15 protein-coding genes are annotated in these 16722 nt (G+C 52.5%); 14 read left to right on the top strand and 1 reads right to left on the bottom strand.

The features are described from left to right. Positions 1–19: 19 nt before the first annotated feature. The 10 genes from acpP to I2H39_RS01295 all read left to right on the top strand — a co-directional run bounded on the left by acpP (position 20) and on the right by I2H39_RS01295 (position 12731). Positions 20–250, top strand: a complete 231-nt coding sequence (gene acpP / locus I2H39_RS01340) for an acyl carrier protein (protein WP_021870576.1) — start codon at positions 20–22, stop codon at positions 248–250. Positions 251–350: 100 nt separating this feature from the next. Then, the gene (gene rnc, locus I2H39_RS01335) at positions 351–1055 is read left to right on the top strand and encodes a ribonuclease III (protein WP_138311437.1); all 705 of its coding nucleotides are present in this window, start codon (positions 351–353) and stop codon (positions 1053–1055) included. 11 nt (positions 1056–1066) lie between these two features. Beyond that, a complete protein-coding gene (gene smc / locus I2H39_RS01330) occupies positions 1067–4627 on the top strand; it encodes a chromosome segregation protein SMC (RefSeq protein ID WP_195625633.1) in 3561 nt (1186 codons plus the stop codon). Positions 4628–4708: 81 nt separating this feature from the next. Further along, positions 4709–5677 carry a signal recognition particle-docking protein FtsY gene (gene ftsY / locus I2H39_RS01325; RefSeq protein ID WP_138311439.1) on the top strand — a complete coding sequence of 323 codons (969 nt, stop codon included), beginning with the start codon at positions 4709–4711 and terminating at the stop codon, positions 5675–5677. A 45-nt stretch (positions 5678–5722) separates the two neighbouring features. Continuing rightward, positions 5723–6955: a threonine ammonia-lyase gene (gene ilvA / locus I2H39_RS01320; protein ID WP_138311440.1), complete on the top strand. Its 1233-nt coding sequence runs from the start codon at positions 5723–5725 to the stop codon at positions 6953–6955. Positions 6956–6989: 34 nt separating this feature from the next. After that, on the top strand, positions 6990–8576 hold the full coding sequence (locus I2H39_RS01315) for a ClC family H(+)/Cl(-) exchange transporter (protein WP_138311441.1): 1587 nt from the start codon (positions 6990–6992) through the stop codon (positions 8574–8576). A gap of 34 nt (positions 8577–8610) precedes the next feature. Continuing rightward, positions 8611–9201, top strand: a complete 591-nt coding sequence (locus I2H39_RS01310) for a hypothetical protein (protein WP_138311442.1) — start codon at positions 8611–8613, stop codon at positions 9199–9201. A gap of 18 nt (positions 9202–9219) precedes the next feature. Then, on the top strand, positions 9220–9513 hold the full coding sequence (locus I2H39_RS01305) for a hypothetical protein (RefSeq protein ID WP_195625632.1): 294 nt from the start codon (positions 9220–9222) through the stop codon (positions 9511–9513). Positions 9514–9756: 243 nt separating this feature from the next. Beyond that, positions 9757–11466 (top strand): ammonium transporter, encoded by a 1710-nt coding sequence (locus tag I2H39_RS29425; protein ID WP_347708566.1) that lies wholly within the window; start codon positions 9757–9759, stop codon positions 11464–11466. A 146-nt stretch (positions 11467–11612) separates the two neighbouring features. Further along, positions 11613–12731 (top strand): hypothetical protein, encoded by a 1119-nt coding sequence (locus I2H39_RS01295; RefSeq protein WP_195625630.1) that lies wholly within the window; start codon positions 11613–11615, stop codon positions 12729–12731. Positions 12732–12793: 62 nt separating this feature from the next. On the opposite strand, the gene I2H39_RS01290 is transcribed toward I2H39_RS01295, so the two are convergent. Further along, positions 12794–13678: an MBL fold metallo-hydrolase gene (locus I2H39_RS01290; RefSeq protein ID WP_195625629.1), complete on the bottom strand. Its 885-nt coding sequence runs from the start codon at positions 13676–13678 to the stop codon at positions 12794–12796. Positions 13679–13912: 234 nt separating this feature from the next. Here I2H39_RS01290 and I2H39_RS01285 point away from each other — a divergent pair, with 234 nt between their 5' ends. The 4 genes from I2H39_RS01285 to I2H39_RS01270 all read left to right on the top strand — a co-directional run bounded on the left by I2H39_RS01285 (position 13913) and on the right by I2H39_RS01270 (position 16722). Further along, positions 13913–14758 carry a DUF368 domain-containing protein gene (locus I2H39_RS01285; RefSeq protein ID WP_195625963.1) on the top strand — a complete coding sequence of 282 codons (846 nt, stop codon included), beginning with the start codon at positions 13913–13915 and terminating at the stop codon, positions 14756–14758. A 22-nt stretch (positions 14759–14780) separates the two neighbouring features. Then, positions 14781–14927: a hypothetical protein gene (locus I2H39_RS01280; protein WP_171042725.1), complete on the top strand. Its 147-nt coding sequence runs from the start codon at positions 14781–14783 to the stop codon at positions 14925–14927. Positions 14928–15082: 155 nt separating this feature from the next. After that, positions 15083–15853 (top strand): DeoR/GlpR family DNA-binding transcription regulator, encoded by a 771-nt coding sequence (locus tag I2H39_RS01275; protein ID WP_138311447.1) that lies wholly within the window; start codon positions 15083–15085, stop codon positions 15851–15853. Between the two features lie 56 nt (positions 15854–15909). Then, a complete protein-coding gene (locus I2H39_RS01270; protein WP_138311448.1) occupies positions 15910–16722 on the top strand; it encodes a BtpA/SgcQ family protein in 813 nt (270 codons plus the stop codon).

Below are 16722 nucleotides of genomic sequence, written 5' to 3'. Positions count from 1 at the left end.
AAGAAAGAGGAGCTAAGAGATGGAATTTGAGAAATTACAGGGTATTATCGCAGAAGTGTTGAACATTGAACCGGAGGATGTGACAATGGCAGCTACATTCGTAGATGACCTGGGTGCGGATTCACTGGACATTTTCCAGATTATCATGGGAATTGAAGAGGAATTCGACATTGAGATTCCAAATGAAGCTGCAGAACAGATTGTGACAGTAGGCGATGCAGTTGAGCAGATTAAGAACGCTTTAAACTAACGGACAGGCACAGGGGCTGTAAGCACAGCCCTTTTTGTGCGTTTGAGAGGCAAGTTTTGGATGCCTGTCCCAGGGGTATTTGAAGAAAGAAGGAACAATTATGAACAGTCATTTAAAAGAACTGGAAGAGAGGATTTCATACGAGTTTAAGAATAAGAACCTGTTTACCCAGGCCCTGACCCACAGCTCCTATGCCAACGAGCACCGTCTGGACCACAGCAGGTGTAATGAGCGCCTGGAATTTTTGGGGGACGCTGTCCTGGAAATCGTGACCAGCGAATTTCTCTACCGCAAGTATGAGACGCTGCCGGAGGGGGACCTGACGAAAATCAGGGCCAGCATTGTGTGCGAACCCACCCTGGCGTACTGCGCAGGGGACATTGAACTGGGCCAGTACCTGTACCTGGGCAAGGGTGAGGATGCCACCGGCGGGCGGGGACGCAATTCCGTGGTATCAGATGCCATGGAGGCACTGATTGGCGCAATTTATCTGGACGGTGGTTTTGCTAATGCAAAAGAGTTCATTCATCGTTTTATCCTGAACGACATTGAACACAAACAGCTCTTTTATGATAGCAAGACTATCTTACAGGAGATGGTGCAGAGCCGCCAGGAGGCGCCTCTGTCCTATGAAATCATCCGTGAGGAGGGACCGGACCACAATAAATCCTTTGAGGTCTGCGCCAAAATCGGGGATGAGGAGGTGGGCCGCGGTGCGGGGCGTACCAAAAAGGCGGCGGAACAGGTGGCTGCCTATAACGGCATCCTGAAGCTTAAGGCCCAGGAGGCCGCAGCAGAAGAATAAGCAGGTGGACTATGTATTTAAAAAGTATTGAGATTCAGGGGTTTAAATCCTTTGCCAATAAGCTGGTATTTGAATTCCATAACGGCATTACCGGCATCGTGGGCCCCAACGGCAGCGGCAAGAGCAATGTGGCCGATGCGGTCCGCTGGGTGCTGGGCGAGCAGCGCATCAAGCAGCTGCGCGGCGCCAGCATGCAGGATGTCATCTTTGCGGGAACCGAAATGAGAAAGCCCCAGGGGTTTGCCTATGTGGCCATTACCCTGGACAACAGCGACCATCAGCTGGCCATAGACTATGACCAGGTGACGGTATCCCGCCGCCTCTACCGTTCCGGCGAGAGCGAGTATATGATTAACGGCAGCGCCTGCAGACTTAAGGATATCAACGAGCTGTTCTATGACACGGGTATCGGCAAAGAAGGATACTCCATCATCGGACAGGGTCAGATTGATAAAATACTCAGCGGCAAGCCGGAAGAACGCCGGGAGCTTTTTGATGAAGCTGCCGGTATCGTTAAATTTAAGCGCCGTAAGGCCATTGCGCAGAAAAAACTGGAGGATGAGCAGGCCAATCTGGTCCGCGTAAGCGACATTCTGTCTGAGCTGGAGAAGCAGGTGGGTCCCCTGGAACGCCAGTCCCGGGCAGCCAGAGAGTATCTTCAGTTAAAGGACAGCCTTAAGATATGCGACGCCAACCTGTTCCTCATGGAGACAGAGGGAACAGGAAAGCAGCTGGAGGAGGTGGAAAAGCGCTATCAGGTTCTCTCCGGCGATATGGAGGACACGGGCAGGGAGTCTGAGCGCCTGAAGGCCGGATACCAGGAGCTGGAGCATACCCTGGCGGACCTGGAGCGCCGCATGGCGGCCGGCCGGGATGAGCTGAGCCGGGGCACGGTGCAAAAAGGCAATCTGGAAGGACAGATTAATGTCCTGAACGAACAGATACATACGGAAGAAATGAACCAGGAGCATCTGGAGCACAGGCGGGACGTGATTACCGGTGAACTGGCTGCCAAAAACCAGCAGTTGGCCTCCTACAAAGAAGAATTAACAGCCATGGGCAGCCAGGTAAGGGATGCCTTAAAGCGCCAGGAGGAAGCCGGCGCAGACCTGGCGGGACAGGACGAGGCTATCCGCCGATTGGAGGAAGCCATCGAAGGGGCTAAGACCAGCATCATACAGGCCCTTAACGAGCGGGCCTCCCTGACAGCCAGGCAGCAGCGCTATGAGACCATGCTGGAGCAGGTGAATCTGCGGCGCAGCGAGGTGTCCCAGAAGCTTCTCAGGTTCAAGAGCGACGAGTCGGTGCAGGACGAGCTTATAGGCAGGGAACGGGCTTTGCTGGACCAGCTGAATGAGGAGATGGAGCAGAAGCAGTTCGCTGCCCAGGAGGCCGAGGACGCCCTCCTTAAGGCGGAACAGGAATCCCGCCGCCTGAACCGGAACTTAAACGATACCCAGCAGGAATACCATATGGCTTATACCAAGCTGGAATCCCTTAAGAACCTGGCGGAGCGCTACGACGGCTACGGCAACAGCATCCGCAGGGTCATGGAGGTGCGGGACCGGGTACACGGCATCCACGGCGTGGTGGCTGATATCATCACCACCAGCCAGAAATATGAGACAGCCATTGAGACAGCCCTGGGCGGAAGCATCCAGAACATTGTGACGGATTCAGAGGCAACGGCCAAACAGCTCATTGAATATCTGAAAAAGAATAAATACGGCAGGGCTACCTTCCTTCCGCTGACCAGCATAAACGGCAGACAGACATTTTCCCAGCCGGCCGCCCTTAAGGAAAAGGGGGTCCTGGGACTGGCCAGCGATTTGGTCCAGGTGGATTCCAGGTATGAGGGCCTGTCCAGGTATCTGTTGGGCAGGGTTGTGGTGGCTGACACCATTGACAATGCCATTGCGCTGGCCAGGAAATATAAGTACAGCCTGCGTATCGTCACTCTGGAGGGCGAGCTTTTAAGCGCCGGCGGTTCCATGACAGGCGGCGCCTTTAAGAATTCCAGCAACCTGCTGGGCCGCCGCAGGGAGATTGAGGAACTGGAGAACGCCTGCAGCAAAGCGCTGGTCCAGGTGGAGAAGATACAAAAGGAACTGAACCTGGAAGAGTCCCTGGCCCAGGAGAAAAAGGGCGAGCTGGAAAAGCTGCGGACCGATATCCAGTCCATGGCCATCCGTGAGAATACCATCCGGATGAACATATCCCAGCTGGAGGATAAGAAGGCAGAGATAGCGGAGTCATCCACGGACCTGGTGCGCGAGCACGGCCAGCTGGAGGAACAGGTAAAGGAAATCAACGAGAGCCGTACAGCCCTGACCCAGGACTCCCGGGAACTGGAGCAGGTGAGCACCCAGGCCAACCAGGAGATTGAGGAAAAGACGGTTCTCCTGGAAACTTCCCGTAAAGAGAGGGAAACCCTTGCAGCGGCACTGTCGGCCCTGCAGATGGAGACGTCCAACCTGCGCCAGAAGCAGGACTTTATCCGTGAGAACGCAGACCGTGTGTCCGGGGAAATAAAGAAGCTGACAGAGGAGTTTGATTCCCTGGCCCAGGGAACGGGTAATTCCGAACAGGTAATTGAGGGCAAGCGCCGGGAGATTGCCCATCTGGGAGAACTGATTCAGAACAACCAGGCGCGTATGAAGGAGCTGGAGCAGGTCATGGCGGGCTATGAGGCCGAGAAGGAGGAGATGACCTCCAGACAGAAGGCGTTTCTGGCAAAGCGTGAGGAACTGACCGCCCGCCTGGCAGAGCTGGACAAGGATATGTTCCGCATCCAGGCCCAGAAGGAAAAACTGGAAGAAAAGCTGGAGGTATCCACTGCCTATATGTGGTCGGAATATGAGATGACCTATTCCACGGCCCAGGAGCTTAAGCGGGAGGAATACCAGTCTGTTCCGGAGGTAAAGAAGCTCATTGATGAGCTGAAATCCAGGATAAAGGGTCTGGGAAACATCAATGTCAATGCCATCGAGGATTACAAAGAGGTGTCGGAGCGCTACGAGTTCATGCGGACACAGCATGAGGACCTGGTCACGGCCCAGGGAGAGCTGGAAAAAATCATAGAGGAACTGGATACCGGGATGCGGCGGCAGTTTGAGGAAAAATTCGGTGAAATCCGTGCTGAATTCGACAAGGTCTTTAAGGAATTGTTCGGAGGAGGACGGGGCACACTGGAACTGATGGAAGAGGAGGATATCCTGGAGGCAGGCATACAAATCATAGCCCAGCCGCCAGGCAAGAAGCTGCAGAACATGATGCAGCTGTCAGGCGGTGAAAAGGCCCTGACAGCCATTTCCCTGCTTTTTGCCATCCAGAACCTGAAGCCCTCCCCGTTCTGTCTTCTGGATGAGATTGAAGCTGCCCTGGACGATTCCAATGTGGACCGTTTCGCGGGCTACCTTCACAAGCTGACCAGGAACACACAGTTCATTGTCATCACCCACCGAAGGGGCACCATGGTCTCGGCAGACCGTCTCTACGGAATTACCATGCAGGAGAAGGGAGTGTCCACGCTGGTCAGCGTGAACCTCATTGCAGATGACCTGGATAAATAGCGCAGGTTGTGATATGATGTTTCATATATATTCATATATTATAAGACCTAATATGTATAAGACGTTAAAGGAGAATGATTTATGGCTGAGGGAAAGAAGGGTTTTTTCGGGCGTCTGGTAGAGGGCCTGGCCAAGACCCGCAACAACATTGTGTCGGGAATAGATTCCATCTTCAGCGGCTTTTCCGCCATTGACGATGATTTCTATGAGGAGATAGAGGAAACCCTTATTATGGGCGATTTGGGAATCCAGACCACCATGTCCATTGTGGAGGATTTGCGCAAGAAGGTGAAGGAGCAGCACATCCGGGAACCGGAGGAGTGCAAGGAGCTTTTAATCAACAGCATCAAGGAGCAGATGGATTTAGGGGAAAATGCATACGAATTTGAGCACAGGAAGTCCGTTGTCCTGGTCATCGGCGTCAATGGGGTGGGCAAGACCACATCCGTGGGCAAGCTGGCGGGACAGCTTAAGGACGACGGGCGCAAGGTCATACTGGCAGCTGCCGATACCTTCCGCGCAGCTGCCATTGAGCAGCTGACCGAGTGGGCCTTCCGGGCGGGCGTGGAGCTCATTGCCCAGCAGGAAGGCTCTGACCCGGCGGCTGTTATCTACGACGCAGTGGCTGCGGCCAAGTCCAGGAAGGCGGACGTGCTTATCTGTGATACGGCCGGAAGGCTTCACAACAAGAAGAACCTGATGGAAGAGCTTAAGAAAATCAACCGCATCATTGACAAGGAGTATCCGGATGCCTACAGGGAGACTCTGGTGGTATTGGACGGCACCACGGGACAGAACGCCCTGGCCCAGGCCCGCCAGTTTATGGAGGTGGCCGACATCACAGGCATCATCCTGACCAAGCTGGACGGCACGGCCAAGGGAGGCATCGCAGTGGCCATCCAGTCCGAACTGGGAATTCCTGTAAAATACATCGGAATCGGTGAAAAGATAGACGATTTGCAGAAATTTAATGCAGATGATTTCGTCAATGCCCTGTTCCACGTACAGAAGCAGGCGGAGGACAATCCATCCTTGAATTTAATGCATTGACGTGCTATAGTATAGGATAAAAGTAAGGGAAAGAAGGACCAAGATATGGAAGAACTGACACTGGAGAAATTCGAAGAAGCCTCCGAGCTTGTGAAGGATGTGACCACAGAGACAAAGCTGGTATACAGCGAATATTTCTCAGCACAGACAGGAAACAAGGTATTTTTCAAGCCGGAGAACATGCAGTATACAGGAGCCTATAAGGTAAGGGGCGCCTACTATAAGATACACACCCTGACCGAGGATGAGAAGTCCAAGGGACTGATTACCGCATCGGCCGGCAACCATGCACAGGGCGTGGCCTATGCAGCCAAGCTGGCGGGGGTAAAGGCCACTGTGGTCATGCCCACCACCACACCTCTTATGAAGGTGAACCGCACCAAGAGCTACGGCGCCGATGTGGTGCTGGAAGGAGATGTGTTTGACGAGGCCTGCGAACATGCGTATAAGCTGGCGGATGAGTTCGGATATACCTTCGTGCATCCTTTTGACGATTTGGATGTGGCCACGGGTCAGGGCACCATTGCAATGGAAATCATCAAGGAGCTGCCCACCGTGGACTACATACTGGTTCCCATCGGCGGAGGCGGTCTGTGCACCGGCGTGTCCACCCTGGCCAAGCTTCTGAATCCCAAGATTAAGGTCATCGGCGTGGAGCCCGCAGGCGCCAACTGCATGCAGGTATCCCTTAAAGAGGGAAAGGTGGTGGGGCTTCCCCAGGTAAACACCATTGCAGACGGTACGGCTGTAAAGCGTCCCGGCGAAAAGCTGTTCCCTTACATACAGGAAAATGTGGACGGCATCATCACCATTGAGGACAGCGAGCTGATTGTGGCCTTCCTTGACATGGTGGAGAACCACAAGATGATTGTGGAGAATTCCGGCCTTCTGACCGTGGCTGCCTTAAAGCACCTGAACGTACAGAAAAAGAAGATTGTATCCATCTTAAGCGGCGGCAACATGGATGTCATCACCATGTCCTCCATTGTACAGCACGGCCTGATTGAGAGGGACCGCGTGTTTACCGTGTCCGTGCTGCTTCCGGATAAGCCGGGAGAGCTGGCCAGGGTTTCCGCCCTTCTTGCCAAAGAGCAGGGCAATATCATTAAGCTGGAGCACAACCAGTTCATCAGCATCAACCGCAATGCTGCCGTGGAGCTGCGCATCACCATGGAGGCATTTGGAACAGACCATAAGAACCAGATTGTATCTGCCCTTACCAGCGCGGGCTACCGCCCAAAGCTTGTAAAGTTCAAGGGCACCTACAGTGAGATGTAGGCATCAGGCCGGACAGGATACAGGGGGAAACGTTATGCAGCCGGAAGAACATACGGTTACTCATACCATTAACCGTTACCGGAGTTTTCGTTATGAGTTGATTTTAGAAGGAGTGGTGGTGGGCGCCCTGGCAGGCGCCGTGGTGGTTGCCTTCCGCTATCTCATTGGTTCCGCAGATGTACTGCTGAACATGATACTGGACTATGGTAAGAGCCATACCTGGTTTGTGCCGGTGTGGATTCTGATTCTGACAGCCGCCGCATGTGTGGTATCCCTTCTCCTTAAATGGGATTCCCTGATATCAGGCAGCGGCATTCCCCAGATTGAGGGGGAGATCATAGGTGAAATCGATGAAAGCTGGTGGCGCGTGCTGCTGGCCAAGCTGGGAGGCGGCATTATATCCCTGGGATGCGGATTGTCCCTGGGACGCGAGGGACCCAGCATCCAGCTGGGAGCCATGACGGCAAAAGGCTTTTCCCGGATTACCAGACGCGTAAAGACAGAGGAAAAGCTCCTTATCACCTGCGGCGCCAGCGCCGGTTTATCGGCTGCCTTTAATGCGCCCATCGCAGGCATACTGTTTTCACTGGAGGAGGTACATAAGCATTTTTCACCGGAGCTTCTCCTTTCCTCCATGGCAGCGTCCATTACTTCGGATTTCGTATCCAGGAATGTGTTTGGCCTAACGCCTGTATTTTCCTTTCACATCACCCATATGATGCCTCTGGGCACCTATGGCCATGTGCTGGTTCTGGGCGTGCTCATGGGCGCCATGGGCGTGGTATATAATACCACCCTGTCCAAAACCCAGGATTTATACGGGAAGATACCCTGGAGGACAGTGAAGCTTCTGATTCCCTTTTTGCTGGCAGGCGTGTTCGGCTTCACATACCGCAGTGTACTGGGAGGCGGCCATGCCCTGGTGGAAGAACTGTCCGCCGGGGAGATGGCGCTGGGTGCCCTGTGCCTGCTGCTGGTGGTCAAATTTACCTTCAGCATGGTAAGCTTTGGCTCCGGGGCGCCGGGAGGCATCTTCCTGCCTCTGCTGGTCATGGGCGCCATCATAGGAAGTATATATTACAATGTAGCCCTCCTGGCCAGCCCCTCTTTGAGCGGTCTGGTGGGGAACTTCATCATACTGGGCATGGCGGGCTATTTCTCAGCCATTGTGCGGGCGCCTATCACAGGCATTATCCTGATTAGTGAGATGACCGGGTCCTTTTCCCATCTGCTGACCTTATCCATGGTTTCACTGGCAGCCTATCTGGTGCCGGATATGGTCCACTGCGCGCCGGTGTACGACCAGCTCCTTCACCGTCTTCTGGCAAAACAGAATCCGGACAAGAAGGTTACGCTAACAGGGGAAAAGGTGCTGGTGGAAGGCATGATATACCATGGAAGCGCGGCTGAGGGCAGGAAGGTTTCAGCCATTGCCTGGCCCAGGACATCCCTGGTGGTGTCGCTTATGCGCGGGGAAGCTGAGTTTGTGCCCAGAGGCGATACCGTGCTCAGGGCAGGGGACAAGATTGTGGTGCTGTGCGACGAGACTTCCCAGGGGCAGCTTCACAGGGCGCTGCAGGAGTATTGTGAGACAGTGGCTCCCATGCAGAAGGGGCGTTAATGCCTGGACATGGGCGGATGGAAGGAGGAATTATATGAATCAATTTAAACGGCTTTTCGGCAGGAAAGGGATTCTGCTGGCTGTAGCTCTGACAGCTCTGCTGGCGGCAGGGTGCAGGGGCGGCCAGAAAGAGCCTGCAAAGGCTTCTGAGGCAGAGACATCCGCCCCGGCGGAGACAGACACAACAGCTGAGACAGAAACCGGATCCCAGGAACTGCCAAATCCCATGACAGAGGTAAAGGATGTACTGGCCTTTGAGGCCATAGGCGTCCATATGGTGCTGCCTGAGGGGGCTGAGGACGCCAGCTTTTTCATCATCAACCAGGAGGTGGCTGATGCCCAGTTTACCTTGGACGGCGTGGCATATACCTACAGGGCTTCCGACACAGCCGAGGACTTTGCGGGAATTTTTGAACGTTTTAAGGACGAGACCATCACCCAGAACTATGATTACGGCGACACCAGCCTGGAGGTCCTGATTAAGACCACGGACAGCGGCGGACGCCTGGCTTCCTGGGCATGGGGGAGCACCAAGTACACGCTCTATACGGCAGCCCAGGTGGAGGATGACACCATTACGGATTTGACTATGAAGCTGGTGGAACTGAGCCAGTATGAAAAGTAGTCTGGAAGAGGTTGGCTTATGCTGGAACTGAAGAATTTTATGCCGGTAAATTTCCTGAAAAAGGAGAAATTTACCGGCAGTCACAAGGGAATGCGTTTTCGCATGGAAAAACTGGATGTGGAAGGCGCGGACGGACCGCGCCTGGGTGTCACCATATGGCCTGAGCCATACGGCTATGACGCCACGCCCGAGGACCAAAAGGAACAAATAGTCCTGACCTTTGATACGGACGGCATAGCGAAAGGGGTGGACTGGCTGAACGAGCAGTTTGAAGGCCAGAAAGCCAGATGGAAGACTGTAAGCCGCAGTTAAAGTAATTAATTAACAAAATCTTAATTTCCCATTGACTTTTCTGAAAACGGGCACTATAATAAGCCACATAAAGAAAAGCGCCGGTGCTTAGACAGCCGGCGCTTTCTCTATTTTCTGTGCAGATAACAGATACACAAAGAGGTGTATTGCCGCAGCCAGGTACCGGGCGGGCAATGCACCTCTTTCTGCGTATTCCCCCACGAATGCGCATCCCCATTAACAATCAACCTCAAGGAGGAATGCATTATGGAATTTTCAGCGGTAAACACAATTTGGGTCCTGTTAGGCGCGGCCCTGGTTTTTTTCATGCAGGCAGGCTTTGCCATGGTGGAGACTGGTTTTACAAGGGCAAAAAATGCGGGAAACATCATTATGAAGAACCTGATGGATTTTGCTATTGGGACCCCTTTATTCTGGCTTACAGGCTTTGGTATCATGTTCGGAGGGACAGGGGCCTATATAGGAGGATTTGACCCGCTGGTGCGGGGGGATTATTCCGGAATCCTTCCGGCAGGCGTTCCCCTTCCTGCCTACCTGATTTTCCAGACCGTGTTCTGCGCAACAGCAGCAACCATTGTGTCGGGAGCCATGGCAGAACGCACCAAATTCATTTCTTATTGTATCTACAGCGCGGTCATCAGCGCAGTGGTTTATCCTGTGTCAGGGCACTGGATTTGGGGCGGCGGATGGCTGGCCAGGATGGGATTTCACGATTTTGCAGGTTCCACGGCCGTCCATATGTGCGGAGGCGTCGCAGCCCTGATTGGGGCAAAGGTGCTGGGACCGCGTATCGGTAAGTACACGGAGGACGGAAAGCCCAATGCGATTCTGGGCCACAGCCTTACCCTGGGCGCCCTTGGAGTGTTTATTCTCTGGTTCTGCTGGTTTGGTTTTAACGGCTGCTCCACAGTTGCCATGGACAGCGATGCAGCCGTATATTCCGCAGGCAATATCTTTGTAACCACCAACCTGGCGGCTGCCACAGCCACGGTTGCTACCATGATTATCACCTGGCTCCGCTACGGGAAACCGGACATTTCCATGACGCTGAACGGTTCCCTGGCCGGTCTGGTGGCAATCACGGCCGGCTGCGATATGGTCAGCCCTGCGGGCGCGTTTTTCATTGGACTGACAGCGGCTTTTGTGGTTGTATTCGGCATTGAATTCATTGATAAGGTGTGCAGGATTGACGACCCGGTGGGCGCCATCGGGGTCCACGGCATGTGCGGAGCAGCCGGAACGCTTCTCACCGGCGTGTTTGCAGTGGACGGAGGCCTTGTATACGGCGGCGGATTTTCCTTCCTGGGAATACAGTTTTTAGGCGTTGTTTCCGTTATCCTGTGGGTGAGCGTGACCATGGTTATCACCTTTTATGTGCTGAAGCACACCATCGGCCTCAGGGCCAGTGTGGAGGAGGAAACCAAGGGACTGGATGTCACAGAACACAATCTGGCCAGCTCCTATGCGGATTTCATGCCCATGGTGTTTACCGGAAAGGCGCAAGGTCAGGCAGAAGGCGCGGGGGCGGACAGGGTACCCGTGGAAAAGGTCGTGCCGGTGGAACATTATCCATCATCCGAACCAGCGTCCGCCGATGTCAAATTGTCAAAGGTGGTGATGGTGTTCAACCAGGCCAGGTTTACTGCCCTTAAGGACGCCCTTACGGATTTGGGCGTTACCGGCATGACCATCACCCAGGTCATGGGCTGCGGAACACAGAAAGGCCATGTGAATTACTACCGGGGTATCCGGGTGGAGGAGGCGGCCCTTCTTCCAAAGGTAAAGCTGGAAGTGGTGGTGAGCAGGATTCCTGTGGAGGATGTCATAGAGACAGCCAGAAAAGCCCTATACACAGGCAGCATCGGAGACGGAAAGATATTTGTGTACGACGTGGAGAACGTGGTAAAGGTCCGCACCGGAGAGCAGGGATATGACGCGCTCCAGGGAGAATAAGACAATCAATGTGCTCCTGTGAGAATAAGTCAACTGTTTGACAAATATGGCATTGGATATGAATTATGGCATCCAATGCTGTATTTTTTGTATTCCTTCTGCTATAATATAACGGAATCAGGAACAGACACTCAGGGGGAGTTAAAATGAAGGAGACAGGGGACAGTTGTGATATCAGGGCAGTGATAAAGTTTGCAGGAGCTTTTATTGCCTGGATTATCGGGTCGGGTTTTGCTACGGGTCAGGAGATTCTTCAGTTTTTTTCCAGTTATGGATACTGCAGCTATGGTGTGGTACTGCTGAATCTCCTTGGCTTTTTATTTTTGGGTCAGGTACTGCTTACCACCGGATATGACCACAGGGATGAGAGGGATTTCAACCATTTTATCTTTTTCTGCGGAAAGAAGGCAGGAAGATTTTATTCATGGCTGATTCCGGTCACTCTTCTGATGATTATGGCGGTGCTTATTTCCGGAGCCGGGGCCACCCTATCAGAGTATTACGGCATAAACCGTTATCTGGGTTCCGTGATAATGGCTGTCATGGTCCTATGTGCTTATCTGACCGGATTTGAAAAACTGATTCGAATTGTTTCCACCATCGGACCTGTTATTATCGCATTCACCCTGATGGTCGGCCTGACCACCGTAATCCGCGGTTTTGGAAACCTGTCCCAAATCCCCGGATATAAGGCGGTGCCGGGCGCATCCCGGTCAGCCCCCAGCTGGCTGGTCAGCTCTGTCCTTTACATATCCCTGAATTTTCTCAGCGGCAGCACCTATTTCACAGCCCTGGGAATGGCGGCCCGCAGCAGAAAGGAAGCCAGGTGGGGCGCAATAGGGGGCGCCTTTACCATGATACTGGCCATCGCCATCATGAACACCGCCATTTTACTCCACTCAGAGGATGCCGGGGCCCTGGCCATTCCCACCCTGTACCTGGCCAAACACATTTCCTATGTGCTGGGCGCTGTCTTCTCCATTGTTCTGGTCCTGGGCATGTTTTCTTCCTGCTCCACTATGATGTGGACGGTCTGCAGCCGTATCCCATCCCTTACCCCAGCCAGAAACAGGATGACAGCAGCTGCGGCGGCAGCGGCTGCGTTTCTGCTGGGGATGCTTCCCTTCAGCCGTTTAATCAATGTATTTTATCCCTTTGTTGGCTATATGGGATTGATTTATATAGGATGCGTGGTTTATAAAGGGCTGGGGTCAATGAGGCCAGGCAAAAAGAGGGCAGCGAAGCCTGACAGTCCGTCATCATGAATGTGAGGACAAGGGAGCGGGAGAGCAGATGAGCCTCAAGGACCTGATATAGGACCCGCCTGTCAGCTTCTCCAAAACATGGAGTTACCCTCTATGTAAGCCTCTGTTTCACCCATGTCCTTCATCCAGGACAGGTAGGAACGTATGGTGCTTCCCACCAGAACATGCTGCTGGAAGGTCATGACCAGGCCATAGTGGTCAAAAACCTCCTTAAGCAGTGTCTCGAAGGTCTTGGGAACGCGGCACAGCTCCAGAAGCAGGTCCCTTATCTCCATGACGCATTCCCTGTTATAGTCTGCCAGGGCAGCTACATTGCCGGAGGCTTCGGCGTGGGCCGGCACAAACAGGTTTGCCTTCATGGCCGCCACTTTATCCAATGTCTCCAGATAGGCCGCCACGTCATATATAAAGGACACCCGGTATTTTTCCAGGGTGGCGTGGCTGCTGAGACAGTCGGCCAGAAATACGGTATCATCCGGGGTGCGTATGCCAATCATCTGAAAGAAATGGCCGGGAAGAGGAATCAGTTCCAAATCTTTTAACAGCAGGTCCTTTGACAGCTGGGTCACATCCATCACATCGCTTTCCTGGGCCATCAGGAACTTATGCCGCAGGTCCTTAAAGGGATAACCGCCATAGAGAAAAGCCGGTTCCAATATGGGGTATCTGGTAAAAGCAGCTTCCATGCTGCTGGCGTAAATCCGGCAGCCGGTCTGCTGCTGCAGATATTTGTTTCCGCCAATGTGGTCCGCATTGGAGTGGGTGTTGATGATGGCGTGGAGCCCCCAGCCCTCCCGCTCCAGAATCTGGCGCACCTTGCGGCCGGCATCCTTATCATTGCCGCTGTCAATCAGACAGACTTTCTCATCATCAATCAGATACACACCTATTTTGACCGGACAATTTATATAGAAGCTTCTGGGTCCGGCCTGAATCAATTCATACATGGGATTTCCCTTCCTTTCACAATTTAAATTAGTACTATGATACCACAGGAACAGCTTAAAGGAAAGAAAGAAAATAGGGAATGGGAGTGCAGCCCGGAAAAACCATGCTTGAACTTTCTGTCAATTCCTGTATAATTATTCAGAGAAAATCACGCTGCTTTCCGGTATAACCGGGCGGCGGAAAAATAACAGGAGGAAAATTACGTGCTATTAAATGGAATAAGAGGTTTCTGCATGGCCCTGGCGGACAGCGTTCCGGGGGTGTCCGGAGGAACCATTGCTTTTTTACTGGGTTTTTATGATACCTTCATTGAATCCCTGAATGACCTTATGGGCCGGGACAACAGCAGAAGAAAGACTGCCTTTTTGTTCTTGGTAAAGCTGGGAGTGGGATGGGTCGCCGGCTTCTGCATGTCGGTTCTGATTCTGTCCAGCCTCTTTGAGGCACATATCTATCAAATCAGCTCCCTGTTTCTGGGACTGACCCTGTTCGCCATTCCCATGGTGATTCGCGAGGAAAAGGAAGTGTTAAAGGGCAGATACGGAAATATTATCTTTACTCTGGCAGGAGTCCTGCTGGTATTCTGTATCACCTATTTTAATCCCTCGGGCGGAGAGGGCATCCGTGTATCCGTGGAACACCTTTCACTGGGGCTGGTGGTGTATGTGTTTTTCACAGCCATGATTGCCATAACAGCCATGGTGCTGCCCGGCATCTCAGGTTCCACACTGCTTCTCATATTCGGGCTTTATGTGCCCATCATAGGGGCTGTGAAGGAATTCCTGCACATGAATATGGATTATTTTCCCATTCTGATGGTATTCGGCCTGGGCGTCATCACCGGAATCGTAGGTATTATTAAAATCATCAAGATGTGCCTGGAACGGTACCGTTCCCAGACCATCTATACCATCATCGGCCTGATGACAGGCTCTCTCTATGCCATTACCATGGGGCCGACCACCCTGGATGTGCCCAGGGAGCCCATGCGTTTTTCCACCTTCAGTATCCTGTTTTTTATACTGGGCGGCGTGATTCTGGCGGGGCTGGAATTTTTAAAGAAGCGTCTGGACCAGTAGAAACGTATAAGAGGGAAGCAGTATGGGAAAAATCGTGCTTCTGGCGCCATGGGAGGAAATGCTCTGCCCGGCCCATAACCTGATGAAATATCCTTCCAATATCAGTCCTTTTCTTCCGGCGGACAGGCCCCCATGGGCCGTCTGCCTTTTTTGTGCTTCAGCGCCATGAGGGCCTAAAAAACAGGATAGTAAGCCGCAGCCTGTGTATTTGAAAGATTTTGCAATATATTTTAAAAATAATTACAAAATCTTTCAATTTATATTGAAATATATGCAGTAATATGATATAAATAAGGTAACAAATAAAAAGATAGGGATGATGAGATGAGAACATTGCAAATTCCTGCACAAAGACAACAGATGATTCTGGATTATATAAGGAAACAGGAGGGAGCCAATATTAAAGAACTGGCATCCTATCTGGAGGTATCAGAGGCAACGGTAAGGCGTGACCTGGATAATCTGGCGGAGGCAGGGGAAATTGAACGCACCCATGGCGGAGCGGTACAGCCGCAGGAAAAGATAATCGAATATACATATGACACCAAGATGGAGCTGCGCAGGGAGGAAAAAACGCGCATTGCAAAGGAAGTGGCGAAGATGGTCAAAGACGGCGACAATGTCTATCTGGGTTCCGGAACCACCGTGTACTTTGTGGCCCGGGAAATTGCCGGGCTTGAGAATCTGACCATCATAACAAGCAACCTGTACATTGCGCAGTTCCTTCCCATCCATCCTACCAGCAGCCTGATAGTAACCGGAGGGGAACGGCGGTTTGATTACAACCTGATGACAGGACGGCTTGCAGAGGATTTTCTCAGGAACATAAAGGTGGACATCAGCATCCTGGGCTGCGACGCAGTGGATGTGAATTTCGGATTGTCTGATTCTAATTTTGACGAGGCTGTCATAAAGCGTCTGGCTGCACAGGCAGCGCGGATGACGGTCCTGGCCTCCGACCACAGCAAATTCGGCAAAACCGCATTATCCAAGGTATTTGATTTGGATGAGGCAGACTGCATTGTCACTGACAATGGATTGGACAGCGGTATGGAAAAGGCCATTCATCAGATAACAAACTTGATTTTAGTATAGGGGTATACAAGGTCAAGATTTGCAATAAACAAACAGAAGGGAGCAGGAGAAGGTAAATGAGTTGGTTAAAAGAGGTGATTGGGACAGAGAAAGCAATCATTGCCATGTGCCACATGCAGGCCATGCCAGGTGACCCCGGGTACGATGGGCAGAAAGGAATGGATTGGGTCATAAAAAACATGTATGAGGATTTAATTGCTCTGCAGAACGGCGGAGTCGATTCTGTCATGTTTTCAAATGAATTCAGTCTTCCTTATCTGACCAAGGTGGATACCATTACTGTGGCAGCCATGGCAACAGCCATCGGGGAGCTGAAACGCTATATCAGGATTCCCTTTGGCGTCAATGTACTGTGGGACGGGGAGAAGACACTGGACCTTGCCAAAGCGTGCGGCGCTGATTTTGTACGCGAGATTTACTCCGGGGTATACGCCAGTGACTTTGGGCTGTGGAATACGGATTTCGGCAGGGTGGCCAGGCACAGAAAAAGCATTGACGCGGGGAATGTAAGGCTGATATTCAACATTCTTCCGGAAGCGGCAAAGTATGTGGCTGACAGGGATATTGTGGAGATTGCCAGGTCCACGGTGTTTAACTGCAAAGCAGACGCGCTGTGCGTTTCAGGCCTGACAGCCGGGTCTGAGACTAATTCCCAGATACTGAAGAGAGTCAAGGATGCCGTACCGGATACAGTGGTACTGGCAAATACCGGGTGCAGGCCCGATACCATTGAAGCACAGCTGTCTGTGGCAGACGGTGCCGTGGTTGGGACTACATTTAAGGTGGACGGAAAGTTCGAAAACGGAGTGGACGAGAAACGGGTCAGGGAATTCATGGATGTGGTCAGGAAATTCAGGGGTCAGGAATAA

The sequence above is a fragment of the Clostridium sp. 1001283B150225_161107_B6 genome, assembly GCF_015556325.1.
Classification (GTDB): Bacteria; Bacillota; Clostridia; order Lachnospirales; family Lachnospiraceae; genus Enterocloster.
The sequence above is the reverse complement of the archived record's forward strand: the minus strand, read 5'-3'. Positions and strand labels throughout refer to the sequence as shown.

What these genes read in the sequence shown, in the direction of transcription:
- I2H39_RS01310 (WP_138311442.1), top strand. Translation starts at nt 8,611, where the DNA reads ATGAATCAATTTAAACGGCTTTTCGGCAGGAAAGGGATTCTGCTGGCT.
- I2H39_RS01290 (WP_195625629.1), bottom strand. Translation starts at nt 13,678, where the DNA reads ATGTATGAATTGATTCAGGCCGGACCCAGAAGCTTCTATATAAATTGT.
- I2H39_RS01305 (WP_195625632.1), top strand. Translation starts at nt 9,220, where the DNA reads ATGCTGGAACTGAAGAATTTTATGCCGGTAAATTTCCTGAAAAAGGAG.
- ilvA (WP_138311440.1), top strand. Translation starts at nt 5,723, where the DNA reads ATGGAAGAACTGACACTGGAGAAATTCGAAGAAGCCTCCGAGCTTGTG.
- I2H39_RS01280 (WP_171042725.1), top strand. Translation starts at nt 14,781, where the DNA reads ATGGGAAAAATCGTGCTTCTGGCGCCATGGGAGGAAATGCTCTGCCCG.
- rnc (WP_138311437.1), top strand. Translation starts at nt 351, where the DNA reads ATGAACAGTCATTTAAAAGAACTGGAAGAGAGGATTTCATACGAGTTT.
- I2H39_RS01295 (WP_195625630.1), top strand. Translation starts at nt 11,613, where the DNA reads ATGAAGGAGACAGGGGACAGTTGTGATATCAGGGCAGTGATAAAGTTT.
- I2H39_RS01270 (WP_138311448.1), top strand. Translation starts at nt 15,910, where the DNA reads ATGAGTTGGTTAAAAGAGGTGATTGGGACAGAGAAAGCAATCATTGCC.
- smc (WP_195625633.1), top strand. Translation starts at nt 1,067, where the DNA reads ATGTATTTAAAAAGTATTGAGATTCAGGGGTTTAAATCCTTTGCCAAT.
- ftsY (WP_138311439.1), top strand. Translation starts at nt 4,709, where the DNA reads ATGGCTGAGGGAAAGAAGGGTTTTTTCGGGCGTCTGGTAGAGGGCCTG.
- acpP (WP_021870576.1), top strand. Translation starts at nt 20, where the DNA reads ATGGAATTTGAGAAATTACAGGGTATTATCGCAGAAGTGTTGAACATT.
- I2H39_RS01275 (WP_138311447.1), top strand. Translation starts at nt 15,083, where the DNA reads ATGAGAACATTGCAAATTCCTGCACAAAGACAACAGATGATTCTGGAT.
- I2H39_RS01285 (WP_195625963.1), top strand. Translation starts at nt 13,913, where the DNA reads ATGGCCCTGGCGGACAGCGTTCCGGGGGTGTCCGGAGGAACCATTGCT.
- I2H39_RS01315 (WP_138311441.1), top strand. Translation starts at nt 6,990, where the DNA reads ATGCAGCCGGAAGAACATACGGTTACTCATACCATTAACCGTTACCGG.